General features: G+C 35.9%; 10 protein-coding genes and 1 tRNA gene. 8 read left to right on the plus strand and 3 right to left on the minus strand.

Annotated elements, in window-relative coordinates:
• Positions 1-407: 407 nt before the first annotated feature.
• Positions 408-1214: a 1-acyl-sn-glycerol-3-phosphate acyltransferase gene (locus ACFINO_RS00940; protein ID WP_273790137.1), complete on the minus strand. Its 807-nt coding sequence runs from the start codon at positions 1212-1214 to the stop codon at positions 408-410.
• A 129-nt stretch (positions 1215-1343) separates the two neighbouring features.
• On the opposite strand from ACFINO_RS00940, the gene thiD reads away from it, so the two are divergent.
• Entirely contained in the window at positions 1344-2198 is an 855-nt protein-coding gene (thiD, locus tag ACFINO_RS00945; RefSeq protein ID WP_375617415.1) for a bifunctional hydroxymethylpyrimidine kinase/phosphomethylpyrimidine kinase, read from the plus strand.
• Positions 2199-4090: 1892 nt separating this feature from the next.
• Here thiD and ACFINO_RS00950 read toward each other — a convergent pair.
• A complete protein-coding gene (locus ACFINO_RS00950; RefSeq protein WP_375654836.1) occupies positions 4091-4528 on the minus strand; it encodes a GNAT family N-acetyltransferase in 438 nt (145 codons plus the stop codon).
• 610 nt (positions 4529-5138) lie between these two features.
• Positions 5139-5213 (minus strand) — tRNA-Gly (locus tag ACFINO_RS00955).
• Between the two features lie 186 nt (positions 5214-5399).
• Here ACFINO_RS00955 and ACFINO_RS00960 point away from each other — a divergent pair.
• From ACFINO_RS00960 to ACFINO_RS00990, 7 genes are all read left to right on the plus strand, one after another.
• Positions 5400-6377: an ABC transporter substrate-binding protein gene (locus tag ACFINO_RS00960; protein ID WP_375654838.1), complete on the plus strand. Its 978-nt coding sequence runs from the start codon at positions 5400-5402 to the stop codon at positions 6375-6377.
• 62 nt (positions 6378-6439) lie between these two features.
• The gene (locus ACFINO_RS00965) at positions 6440-7336 is read left to right on the plus strand and encodes an ABC transporter permease (protein ID WP_375634319.1); all 897 of its coding nucleotides are present in this window, start codon (positions 6440-6442) and stop codon (positions 7334-7336) included.
• Positions 7329-8123, plus strand: coding sequence for an ABC transporter ATP-binding protein (locus tag ACFINO_RS00970; RefSeq protein ID WP_375618340.1), 795 nt, complete (start codon positions 7329-7331; stop codon positions 8121-8123). Before ACFINO_RS00965 ends, ACFINO_RS00970 begins: the two co-directional genes overlap by 8 nt.
• Positions 8124-8127: 4 nt before the next feature.
• Positions 8128-9168 (plus strand): DNA polymerase III subunit delta, encoded by a 1041-nt coding sequence (gene holA, locus ACFINO_RS00975; protein WP_375654840.1) that lies wholly within the window; start codon positions 8128-8130, stop codon positions 9166-9168.
• Positions 9169-10537: 1369 nt separating this feature from the next.
• Positions 10538-10729 carry a hypothetical protein gene (locus tag ACFINO_RS00980; protein ID WP_375654842.1) on the plus strand — a complete coding sequence of 64 codons (192 nt, stop codon included), beginning with the start codon at positions 10538-10540 and terminating at the stop codon, positions 10727-10729.
• A 395-nt stretch (positions 10730-11124) separates the two neighbouring features.
• A complete protein-coding gene (locus ACFINO_RS00985) occupies positions 11125-12054 on the plus strand; it encodes a prephenate/arogenate dehydrogenase family protein (protein WP_375654844.1) in 930 nt (309 codons plus the stop codon).
• Between the two features lie 410 nt (positions 12055-12464).
• Positions 12465-13319 carry a YihY/virulence factor BrkB family protein gene (locus ACFINO_RS00990; protein WP_375642808.1) on the plus strand — a complete coding sequence of 285 codons (855 nt, stop codon included), beginning with the start codon at positions 12465-12467 and terminating at the stop codon, positions 13317-13319.
• The last annotated feature ends 27 nt before the right edge of the window (positions 13320-13346 follow it).

Raw genomic sequence — 13346 nt, forward strand, 5'->3', positions numbered from 1 at the left:
GCTCTCCTGTTAGGATAGCCCTTGGCACTTGAGACGGTTCGTAAAAAGCATTTTAATCTTTTCTTGTATCGTTTTATTCACACAGATATCCCCGCTTGTAATGTGTAAGAAAATGATTCTAATTGATTCAACCTAGAATAGATTTGAAATGAGAGAATCTTACGGTATTCAGGGTTCTCATTCAAGTTGAATAACGCTAAAACATCCTTATAAGTCAATGAGATGTATGTTATTTAAATGATTTTAAAGAGAGGAAGAATTCTTTTTCAAAAAAATTTACACATTGATTATTTCTTATCATGTACATGTGTTTTATAATTTTGAATTAGAAAGTTTGAAGTATCTTTCTTATATTTTTGTTCCCTATACTCCGCTCAATATACAAAGTTATGCATTATTCTTATCAATTAGTGCATTGTTTCATGATGATTTAGTTTTTGAAGTTTCTGAACAGCGTATGGTGGCATAGGAGGAGGGGTAGGATCTTGAGCTGCTAAGAGAAGCAGTTCATCACACGCTTTTTCAGTTTTTTGGACAAGTTGATCTAGAAAATCACGTTTGCTTAAACCCGCTTCTATCGGGGGAAGAATACGGACACGAATTGTTCCGGGATAGCGGCGAAAATTATTGCGTGGCCAATATAAACCCGCATTGTGTGCAATAGGGACAACTTGAAGTCCTAATTCATTATAGAGCGCGACAATTCCTGACTTATAATCTGGTTCTTGACCGGGTTGTCGGCGTGTTCCTTCGGGAAAAATCAAGATTTGGCGCCCTTGTTTTACTTTCTCTTTTGCTTTTTGTATAATCATTTTTAAAGCTTTGATGGGTGTTGTGCGGTTAATGGGGATAATTTGCGTTTTTGCCATATACCAGCCAAACAATGGAATCCACATCAATTCACGTTTTAAAATGAGAGTGGGATCATCAAAATAAGGAACAAGACTGAAAGTTTCCCAAGCTGATTGATGCTTTGGAGCAATGATATAGGGGCCTTTGGGAAGATTTTCTAAACCTTCAATCTCATAACTTGTGCCTGCGATGTATTTTTGCAAAAAGAGTGTAACGCGTGCCCATGTTTTAGGGACAATCCATGCCTTTTTGCGGGGCATTAAAAAATAAACGGGAGCGTAAAGAATCATTTGTATGAAAGTTGTTGTATAAAAAGCGAACGTAAAAAGAATAGAACGAAGGATAAGCACTACATTTTCCATTTTATATCTATAAGAAGACTTCATATATAATATAATTCACATGAGAAAACATCTTCTTTATGTTTTCTCAAGCATCTATTTTTTCGGTAACTCATTTTCCGATATTTAAAAACAGAAGGAAAGAGGTTAATGGAATTACAAAAAGATAAACTTTTTATTCCACGGATTTTATCTATTGCGGGAACAGATCCTTCTGGTGGCGCTGGAATGCAGGCGGATTTGAAGGTTTTTTCAGCTATGAAAACTTATGGTATGAGTGTGGTTACAGCTGTTGTTGCACAAAATACTCAGGGTGTGCGTTCTTTTCAGGCATTAGATGCTTCTTTTGTTGCAGATCAAATTGATTCTGTTTTTGAGGATATCCATGTTGATGCCGTTAAAATTGGTATGGTTGCAAATGCTCAGATTGCACAGGTTATTGCAGAACGTCTTGCTTATCATAAAGTGCGTTTCATTGTTTTTGATCCGGTTATGGTTGCAAAAAGTGGTGATGTTCTTTTAAAGTCTGATGCAATTGAAATTATGCGTGATGTTCTTGTGCCGATGTCAACTTTGATCACGCCAAATTTGCCTGAAGCTGCACTGTTATTGGGGGGTGAAGTGCAATGGTCTTTAGAGACTATGTATCAATATGCTCCACGACTCTTGGCGCTAGGGTGTCATGCAGTTTTGTTAAAAGGGGGACATTTGAATACGCTTACCAAAAATAGCACAGAAAATTACGATTGTTCTAGTCCAGACCTTTATTGTGATTGTGAAAACCTTTTTATACTTGAAGCTTCTCGTCTTTCAACTACTCATGATCATGGGACAGGGTGTACCATTTCTGCTGCCATTGCAGCTCTGTTACCTACTCAACCTTTGGATTGCGCTGTTAAACAAGCAAAAGATTATTTGCATGGCGCTTTAACTGCTTCAGATGCTTTAAAAGTAGGGAAAGGGCGAGGGCCGCTTCATCATTTTTATGCATTATGGAAAGATTAATACAACGATTGATTGTGAAAAATCTTCACTCTATGAATTTGTTTCGTCATTATATGATGTTTTGGACTTATGACTGATAAGTGTTAGCGCATTGTAGCTTAACAGTTATTTTGTATTAAGAAGGATAAGAAAAAATGTTATAATTTGCTTCTTTTATATATTTTTTACGATTAATCTATCCTGTTTCAGAGGCAATTTTGAGTATAAAAAAGAGAGCAAGGAATTGTAAAATCAGGATTTGATAGCAAAAAGAGTAGAGGGAAAGACCTTTTACAAGGCGATATTAAAGCTGGCGGATCCTGCTATATTCGCTGTTTCTTATATTGGTGGCAAAACAGGGTGAGCCAAAATCGTCATCAAAATTATTATATATCTAACATTTACATAGTTTTTGTCAGCATGGATAGGGTTTTCTAAATAGAAATTGATACTTCCTGATGGAATTATTAATGATCTTTCAGGTGATGTGGTAAATTTTTTTCGGATATTACAACGTCATTATCCTTTTTTATGGAACTGCTTTATAGAATTATTGGCGTTTCAGATGAGTAGCTATGAGGAGTTTCAACATTTAATACAGCAAGATCTAGAAACTTTTACGAATTTAGAGCGGATTTTAAGGTTTTTATATTTATAGTGATTCAGTTTTAGCGAGAAGGTAGTCGATTGCACAATCGGAGTTTCAATAGACCTGTAGCGTATGGTTTAATCTTTTCAAAATTGAATTTTTATTCTGTTGTTTAGCTGATGTTACCATTAAACATTTAAAATGGTCTGATTTTATTGTGCACTATGACGGTTTCAATACTTTATGTTACCTTATCTTGATTTGAAGTTATGTTCCTCATGTAAAATAGAATGCACTTAATATTGTTAATTCACATGTCTATTTTAAAGAGATTTCTCTCAAAGTGTGTCACATCCATTTTATAATAACGTTCGTGAATGGTCTAAAGCCTCTATGAAGTGTATAAAGCTATTATGCTTCCCATTTTTACCTTTTCAAGGTGAAAGGGGTACCTCCCTATACTATTTTAGCTCCCAATGTTGCGATAATCTTTGGTATTTCAGAGCGTTCAGAAGAAGAGTTTTTATTCCTTTCTTCAAGTGAATTTTATTGATGCCTCAATTTTTCCTGTTATGCGTGAGCAGATGATTGTGAGTGATTTTAATGTATAGAGATTTGAAATGAGATAATCCTATGATATTTGAGACGCTTGCTCAATATGAATAATGATAAATTATCTTTATAAATCAAGTTATTAATTTATTTTTGTGTTGAAGATTATTCTGGATAAGAATTTGTTCAAGAAAGAGGATTATCAAATGATGTGCCAGAAATCCCAAAAACTTAATTTACTCTAAATAATAGGTGAAAACAGTTTATTTCGTTTGAAAATAATTACAATTAGCGTGAGGGATTTTTCATCATCAACTGTGACATAGAAAAAGAAACAATACACATAAAGGACCTTTAAATGATCTTTGAAAGATTTTTTAAGCTCCTTTGGTTATTTTATAAAGCGAAAATTTTTTCTATTAATTAACTAACAGACTAACCATCTAACAAATTATGATGCAACTGTCGTTTTAAATGTTTGCTTTCGAGCTCTTCATAAATATCAGTAACAGACAGTAGATTATCGATCATATAAAAAAATTACATTTGTTCAACTTAGATTTGTGATAGATATATTTATTTAAGACAAAGTAAAAAATAAGAAAATTTGAGTGAGCCATTTGAAACAATTATGTTTATAAAACTGATTTTAGCTTTTCACTATCAGTATTAAAGGCGATTGGCCAAGCTTTCTTGGTTATATCGATTGCTTGATCATATTTGAGTTCTGCTGAAAATAATAAATTCTTTTAATTGATGAGCAAAAAAGAATTCAGAAGTTTGTAAAGCCCAATTTTTTATAAATGCTAATTCCCTCGTGAGAGGCTTGCATACCAATAACATGATATCTCTTTCTTTTTAAATGCTCAATAGCAATTTTTGTCATGAATGTCCCAATACCTTTTTTCTGAAAATCTGGCTTGGTGACAATATCATACAATCCACCAATCCCATCCGCTTTAATACAAAAACATATTGCTATAGGATTGTTATTTATATAACCAACGAACATCTCTACATCAGAGTCTTTTTTATAACAACGCCCTATTGTTTCATAAAATATAACTGCTTCTTCATTAAAAGGCTCGAAGACTGATGCCATAACATTTCCATAATCTCTAAAATCTTGAAGTGATTCAACTTCCTTGATTTTGAAGCTATCTGGCATAGAAGTAACATGTGAGTCTATATCTTGCGCTAAAGCTGCCATTCCTACCTCTGTTTCAACATGCTCTAAGCCAATAGATAAGAGAACTTCATCAACTTTATAATGAGATGAATGAGGTCCAACCCACTAAACTAAAGGTAGTTTCTGCGCATTAAAGGAAGCGATTATAGATTTTGCCTGCTCTACAGGTATAGTTTCTTGTAAATTTTTAGAAGAGATAATATTGAATGTATCTGAAGCGAATGTTGAATTAATAGAAGACACGCCATTTGAAAAATCAACAACCTTCATTTTAGGGCACAATTTTGGTAAAAAACGTACTTTTGAACAAAAATTATTCATCTAATGATAAGTCAATTTTTGATTTGTTTAACATTTGTTTTTCTTGTCATTGCTCATCATTTCTAATTAATCTTTTATACGGGGGCTGTAAAAATCCGTCTAAGTTAAAAATTATTATCTTAGATCTAAGCCCCCAATCCAATAGATGCTTCATAAGAAATTACGAATCTTAGAAAAACTTTGAAAAAAAAATAAATTGATACAAGATCGAGTGGAAAAATATACAAAACCTGCTGGCAAGCTACATAAAGCTACAACAACCGATGACAAGCTATAACTCCACACAAGAACGAATAAATACAAAATTCAATGGAGCGGGCGATGGGATTCGAACCCACGACCCCAACCTTGGCAAGGTTGTGCTCTACCCCTGAGCTACACCCGCTTACCGATTCGATATATGTCTTGTCTGTATGGCGTAGGCTTCTACGAATTGCAACAAAAAAATATCATTTTAGTTTGATTTATTTTGTCCATGTTTAAATAAAATGAAATAAAGATTGATTTTAGAAAATTCTTCAGTAATAGATTATTCTTTTTTTAATTTTTGCATGGAGAGGGGTGGAATATAATGTTGAAGAGAATAAATATATTAGGGATTATCATTGCAACTGTTTTTATGATGAACAGTGTTGCAAAGGCAGATGACCAAGTTAAACGCGTTAAAGTTGCAATAACGCAAATTATGGTCCATCCTGCTGCGGATGCCGTTCGTAAAGGTGTGGAAGATGTTCTTGCAGAAAATGGTTATAAGCAAGGTGAAAATTTTCAACTTACCTTTTTATCAGCGCAGGGTAATATTTCAACAGCAACGCAAATTGCACGTAAATTTGTTGGTGATAAACCCGATGTTATTGTAGCAATTACCACGCCTTCAGCACAAACGATGCTTGCGGCAACAAAAACAATTCCTATCGTTTTTGCGGCGATTTCTGATCCTATCGGAGCTAAAATCGTTTCTTCGCTTACCAAACCTGGCGGTAATATGACGGGGAGTTCTGATCGTATAGATGTTGCAGAAAGTGTTAAACTTTTACAAGAAGTAAAACCAGATTTGAAAAAAATTGGTTATCTCTATAATGCTTCTGAAGCAAATTCTGTTTCAACACTTAAGGTGTTAAAAGATGCGGCAAAAAAAGTTGGAATTGAAATCATTCCTTCATCAGCACCAAAACCTTCAGATGTTCAGGCGGCAACACGGGCTTTAATAGGTAAGGTAGATATCATTTTTATTCCCGCTGATAATACGGTTCTTTCTGTTTTAGAGGGGGCAGTAAAGGTCTCACAGGAAGCAAATGTTCCTGTATTTACTGTTGATGCTAATTCTATTGGACGCGGTCCCTTTATGACGCAAGGTGTGAATTTCTATGATGTAGGGGTTGATGCTGGGAAGCTGGTTGTGCGTATTCTAAAGGGTGAAAAGCCTGGTGATATTGATGTTGTGCAGGCGGCTAATAATGACATTCGAATTGATATGAAAGCAGCAAAAAAAGCGGGGATTGTTATTCCGCAGGCAGTTATTGATCGTGCAACAAAAGTGATTCAATGACTTTCATTGATAGGATGTTGATACAATAAAATACGTTAAGTTTTCATGGGGATTGTCTTTACATGAATATATTTGCGTTTTCTGGCGCTGTAGAATTAGGTCTTATTTATGCGTTTGTGGCTATAGGGGTTTATCTCTCTTTTCGCGTTTTGGACTTTCCTGATTTAACAGTTGATGGCTCATTTCTTCTTGGGTCTTGTGTCTGTGGCGTCTTGATTCTTTTAGGTTTTAATGCATGGACAGCTATGGCATGTGCTTTTTGTGCAGGCATGGTAGCTGGTTTATTAACCGCTCTGTTGAGTTTGCATTTTGGTATTTTGAATCTTTTAGCTTCTATTTTAACAATGTCGGCACTTTATACGGTTAATCTTCGTATTATGGGAATTATGGGAGGGTCTAATGTTAATTTAGCTCTTGCTGATACGGCGTTAACGCCCTTTTATAATCTGTTTGGTTTGTCTGATATTTTTGTGCGTCCTCTTTTCGTTGGTATTGTGTTGCTCGTTATGGCGTTTTTGATTTGGCGCTTTTTGGAAAGTGAAATTGGTCTTGCTATGCGTGCAATGGGCGCTAATCCACGCATGGCGACGGCGCAAGGTGTTCATACATCAGCATTGATATATTTTGGAATGGGGCTTTCCAATGCGTGTGTGGCACTTGGTGGTTCTCTTTATATTCAAACTGCGATTGCAACAGATATTACCGGTGGAATTGGAACAATTGTTTTTGGATTGGCAGCCGTGATTATTGGTGAAACTCTCTTTCGTACGCGCAATATTTTTTGGATTATAATCAGCTGTATTGTAGGGTCTGTACTTTATCGTGTGGCGGTGCAATTTGCATTTGAAGCAAATGGCATTGGTATTGATACGTCGACAGATCTTCAGTTGATTACTTCGTTGTTGGTTGTTTTAACCCTTATTGTGCCACGCTATTGGAGGAGGCATAAACGTGATTGAATTTTTTCATGTTGGGGTCACATTTAAACCGCAAACACCTTTGGAAAAACAGGCTTTAATTGATATTAACCTGAAAATTGATCAGGGTAGTTTTGTTACGGTTATTGGTTCAAATGGTGCTGGTAAATCAACTTTGCTCAGTGTTTTAGCGGGTGCAACGCTTCCCTCAACGGGGAAAGTGGTTATCAATGGACAAAATGTTTCTAGGCAATCAGTCAGTGAACGCGCTGGAAAGATTGCTTGTGTTTTTCAAGATTCTTTAGAGGGAAGTTGTGGTTCTTTAACAATTGAAGAAAATTTGGCTCTTGCTGCTCTTCGAGGAAGTCGTCGTGGTTTGCGTGCGGCTTTAAATCATGAGAAACGGCAATTTTTTCGAGAGAAAATTGCTCAATTAGGCATTGGTCTTGAAGCATATATTCATAATCCTATGGATAGTTTGTCAGGTGGGCAACGCCAAGCAGTTTGTCTTGTGATGGCAACATTAGCACATGCGGATGTTTTATTGCTTGATGAACATACCTCAGCGCTTGATCCTGGAATGGCTGATTTTGTGATGCGGTTGACTGAAAAAATCGTTGAAGAGAAAAAATTAACGACTATCATGGTGACTCATTCTATGCGTCAGGCTCTTGATTATGGCGATCGTACCTTGATGTTGCATGGTGGAAAAGTGATTTTGGATGTCTGTCATGAAGAGCGTAAGGGCTTGGATGTAAATGATTTAATTGGCATGTTTCAGAAAGTTCGCGGGGAAGTTCTTGATGATGATGAACTGTTAATGGATTAATAGTGTGGCTCAGAAAAAAGCACATGAAGTTGATCAGTTTCTAATGCGCTTTTCACGTGCTTTTCCTATTGTTCTCATTTATGGGCCAGATCGTGGTCTTATTTGTGAGCGTGCACAATGTTTTGCAAAACGTACACGGGTAGCAATAGAAGATCCATTTTCGACAATTCGTTTGGATGCTGCTGAAATTGATAAAGATCCTGCACGTTTAGAAAATGAAGCGCGTACGTTATCGCTTTTTGGGGGAGATCGTTTGATATGGATCTCTAATGCTGCTAACCAAAAAGGTTTTCTTGCTGCCTTAAAGCTTTTAATTGAGAAACCACCAGAAGCTTGTTTTATTCTCATTGAGGCAGGGGATTTAAAAAAAGGAACAGGGTTGCGCAATGCTGTTGAAACAGCATCAAAAGCGATGGCTTTGCCCTGTTTTGCCGATGATATGCGTTCTCTTGACGGTTTGATTGATGAGGTTTTAGGACAGTTTAAGAAGACTCTTTCTTTAGATGCACGTAGATGGTTGCATGAATGTTTAGGGGCGGATCGCCTTGTATCACGAGGTGAATTAGAAAAGCTTTGTCTTTACGCTGCAAATGTTCGTATTACTCTTGAAGATGTGAAAGCTGTTGTAAGCGATGTCAGTGCTCTTTCTCAAGATGAAGTCATTGATGCTCTTTTATTGGGCGATATATCAGGCTTTGAAGCGCATTTTAACCGACATGCAGCAGTGCAGGGGGCACTTTTTTTAATTTTGAGTACAGCTCAAAGGCATTTTCAGCAATTACAGCTATTGCGTTATCAGGTAGAGGTTGAAGGAAATTCACCTTTTACGGTGGTTTCTCAGGCACGTCCTCCCATTTTTTTTCAACGGAAAAAGATCGTTGAACAAGCTTTAAAATATTGGAAGTTAGAACAAATTTCTTATGCAATGGAAAGAATTCAGAGTGCTGTTTTAGACAGTCGTAAAAATCCACTTTTGGGCGAAGCTATCATTCGTCAAGTTTTGTTAGGGCTTACAATTATTGCACGACGCCAGATGGCAGCTTAACAGCCTAGAAATATAATGATTTTTTATTTTTGGTATACCACAGAGGTATTTTCAGTAATTAAAACTGTTATGCTATCAAGTAGAGGTTGAGGGAACTTGTATTTTTGAGGATGTATTTTAGGAGCTTGAAAGCTTGATAGAAATTTTTCTTCAAAAGAAATAGTTTATTTTCAAAAGGCCATTTTGAAACAGTTTTATTATTTTGTTGTGTCGTAAAATACTGTTTTTTAGGGTAGTGATACGAGGCCCATATCAAATTTTATGTGTTCGATGTTTTTTTGTGTGGGTATTTGGTGAATATTAGGTTGGTTCATAGAGTCTTAATGGAGTAATACCCCCCGTGTAAAAAAGAGTATCTCAAACAACAGAAGACACTTGTATGGTAGATTCATACGCTTTCTTAGAAATATTTTTCAATGCGCGTCATATCTATTTTGCGGCGGTGTTTATGAATGGTGTAGAAGTAAAGTTCCTTGTGAAGAATATAAAACCCATAGAGCAACTCTATCTTTACGCTTAATAAAAGTGCAAGTCGACACTCATTATATACTTTGCTAGCCTCTAATGTTGCTACAGTTTTTAGCATTAGAAAGCGTTTTTCATCATTTTTGCTCACATGTCTTCTTGTGATGTGTAGACAAGAGATTTTAATTGATAAGAGGGTTTGTGATGGAAGAATTTTACAGTATTCGAAGTTATGATTCAAATTGAAAAAAGTATTATTTTTATAAATCAATGTATTATAGATTAATTGAATCACATAAAATAGTGAGCCAGAGGAATCTTTTAGACAAGAAAATGAATTGTTTGCAGATTGGTATGAATTAAGAATCTTCGTGGGATGAGGAGAAAGTCAAAATAGATTATGATGAAAATGACAACACCTATGGGGAAACTTTTATGTTTGATATAGAGATGATTATCTTAGCAATGAATGTGTCTCATAAACAGAGCTAGCCATTGTTTATTATTAATAATTTATTATTTTTCATATTGAATCAATCAGAACAATGTCTTTTGCACGTCATAAGTGGGGGCGTGTGGATAAAAACTGTGCAAGAAAGCACTAAAATGCCTCTTATGAATGCTCTCAAATTCCAAGGTTTTTTGCAACATTGGGGGTAGGAAAATATAATGATAGTGTTTTATTAAGTGTGAAGAGGGTCGTGCTTAATAGATTTATAGTTATAACATTTACGAACACTGTCGTGAGATAGGCTAGAGAGCGAGATGCCTTTTTAAAACAAACGCATGAATTTGTAATCCAAATCTATTCTATTTAGGGCGTTCTGTTTTACGTGAGGGGTGTGATTCCATTAAAGGGATATTCGGTGTTTTTATTATCAAACTTTTTCTTTATTGAGAGGTCGTGTTTTTCTCATATTTATTTGATTTATGGTATCCGGAATCTGGAGAGGAAAATGTTTTTAATGGTATCGTTTGGTATGCGTTGTTTTACGGTGTTTTCAATATTCGCGAAACTTATGTTGTTGTTGTAGGTGGAGGCGTAATACGTTTTTATATAGGTCTGATGTACAAATTAATGAACGTATCGGGATAATTGGAGAAGAGCTAGTGTCTGCTTACGCTTTTGATGTGTTTTTTTGTGAGTAAAATTAGTAAGATAAAGTAAACTGATGGGATTTTATGTAGAGTCGTTGTTATCCTAATTGAGAGTGCATTTTATTTTGTTTCGGTGATGCGCTTTGATCAGTAATTAAGAGGGAGTTTTAGAGCGTGATGTTAGATTTCTCGTCATTTATTTTTTATGTGTTTTCTAGGTAAAGTGATCTGTTGTCAGCTTGCGCAGGTGATAATTGGTAAACTGCGTTATTCTTTATTCCCTAGTTGTCATTTTTTAATGTTTTACGCATAACTCTTGAACAAACAAACAAGAAAATTGTGATTTTACAATTGTCTTTATTGCCATTTGCAAAGAATCTTTGAAGGTGAAAGATGCTCCATATTCAGTTTGAAAAAATAGCACTCATTGGGATCGGTCTGATTGGGTCTTCTTTAGCAAGAGTGATTAAAAAGAAAAATCTTGCGGCTCAGATTTCTATTGCAACACGTCGTCCAGAAACCCTGAAAAGAGCACGTGAATTGGAGCTTGGGGACTTTTATACGACAGATAATGCAAAAGCTGTTGAAGGAGCAGATTTGGTTATTCTTTCTGTTCCTGTTGGGGCTAGTGCAGAAGTGGCAAAAACCATTCGTGATCATTTAAAACTTGGAGCGATTGTGAGTGATGTTGGTTCTACGAAAGCGTTGGTTATTGCGGAAATGGCACCTTTATTGCCAAAAACGGTTCATTTTATTCCAGGGCATCCAATTGCTGGAACGGAATATTCAGGACCGGATGCTGGTTTTGCTGATTTATTTATGAATCGTTGGTGTATTTTAACGCCTTTTGCGGATAGCGATGCTGCTGCTGTCGCACAATTAACAGCGTTTTGGGAAGCTTGTGGTGCGCGTGTCGAAAAGATGGAACCTAAGCATCATGATCTTGTTTTGGCTATTGTTTCACATTTACCCCATTTGATTGCGTATAATACTGTTGGGACAGCGAGTGATTTAGAAAAAGTAACAAATTCGGAAGTAATTGCTTATTCCGCTTCCGGTTTTCGTGATTTTACGCGTTTAGCATCTTCTGATCCCGTTATGTGGCGAGATATTTGTTTGCATAATAAGGATGCTATTTTAGAAATGTTGAGCCGTTTTAGTGAGGGGCTTACTTTTTTAGAACGGGCAATTCATTTAGGAGATGGTGAGACACTGTTTAACTTTTTTACACGTACGCGTGCTGTACGTCGCAATATTATTGATGCTGGACAGGAAATTGATGCTCCTGATTTTGGACGTCAGAGTGTTTCTAAAAAAGGGTGAATAAAAGCAAGGGTTTTTTGTTGAATTTCGTTGGTTTTTTCTAGAAATCGATAAGAAGTTTTTTCTTTATTCAGTCATAGATTGCAATAAAAAAGAGTGACGATTGCTCCGATACAGATAACCATGACTTTAAAAGGTTTTATGTGTGCACGATCATCTTGCTTAGCTCTCTATAGGGCATATAATGTACAGAAGAGGTTACTGATCTGTAGAAGTAACAAAAAAATGAGGTCGTTGTAGAACTTCATAGAGTGGGTTATTGTTTTTGTTTTGGTATAAAGTCGGGCTTGACCGTATTGATTATTGACCGTTATATTGCAACATTGCAAAATGTTTATTTGCAGAGCTTTGATGATTTTTATAAAACTTGAAATAGACTGAGGAAGAGTTTTACCAGAAAGTATTGAGTTTTGTTAAAAAATATCTTTTGGTATAGCTATCGTATTTTGGGTGACGCAGTAAGTCATTATTGGCGTGATAATGGGAGTGCTTTTGCAAGCCATGTTGCGCTATCGGGGCTTTTAGCATTTTTCCCTTTTTTTATTTTTGGAACATCGTTTGCTCGTTTTCTAGGTGCTTTTACATATACACCGCAAAAAATTAAAGCACTGGTGCAGTTATTGCCTGATGTTATCGCAGAGCCTTTATCTCAGGAAATTGTCAATGTTTTAACCATTCATCGAGGAGGTGTGTTGACGCTTTCTGTCATTGGAGCGGCTTATTTTGCTTCTAATGGGATAGAGGCTTTGCGTACGGCTTTAAATAAAGCTTACCGTGTTACTGATCGACGGAGTTTGTTGTTTTGTCGTTTTCAAAGTCTGTTTTTTGTAATCCTTGGAGCTGTTGGTCTTGTTGTGATTAGCTTTTTATTGATTCTGGCGCCTTTGTTGATCAAAATTATGCAAAATCATTCTTTTTTTATGACTGAATATATTGCTGCTATTCGTGTATGGCGTTATACAGTTGCAATCGTTATTTTGTTTATCAGTCTTTTGATTGTTCATAAATGGCTTCCAGCAGGGCGGCGGAAATTTATAGATATTTTACCAGGAATAGTGGTGACAATGTTTATATGGTTTATGGCTTCTATCGCTTTTGCGCAATATTTAACGATGTTTGATTATATTTCTACCTATGCAGGGTTGGCATCTATTATGGTTGCTATTATTTTTCTCTACATATTGAGTGCAATTTTTATTTTGGGAGGAGAAATAAACGCGGCGATAATGTTTTATCGCAAGGATTTGCAACATTCAGATGAATGAAAGAGTTTATTATTACTTGAAAGCCAA

This window comes from Bartonella sp. AA83SXKL (assembly GCF_042196965.1).
GTDB lineage: Bacteria > Pseudomonadota > Alphaproteobacteria > Rhizobiales > Rhizobiaceae > Bartonella.

Bases quoted from the DNA above. Each gene is read 5' to 3' on its own strand.
- ACFINO_RS00940 (WP_273790137.1), bottom strand. From the start codon at position 1,214: ATGGAAAATGTAGTGCTTATCCTTCGTTCTATTCTTTTTACGTTCGCT.
- thiD (WP_375617415.1), top strand. From the start codon at position 1,344: ATGGAATTACAAAAAGATAAACTTTTTATTCCACGGATTTTATCTATT.
- ACFINO_RS00950 (WP_375654836.1), bottom strand. From the start codon at position 4,528: ATGGCAGCTTTAGCGCAAGATATAGACTCACATGTTACTTCTATGCCA.
- ACFINO_RS00960 (WP_375654838.1), top strand. From the start codon at position 5,400: ATGTTGAAGAGAATAAATATATTAGGGATTATCATTGCAACTGTTTTT.
- ACFINO_RS00965 (WP_375634319.1), top strand. From the start codon at position 6,440: ATGAATATATTTGCGTTTTCTGGCGCTGTAGAATTAGGTCTTATTTAT.
- ACFINO_RS00985 (WP_375654844.1), top strand. From the start codon at position 11,125: ATGCTCCATATTCAGTTTGAAAAAATAGCACTCATTGGGATCGGTCTG.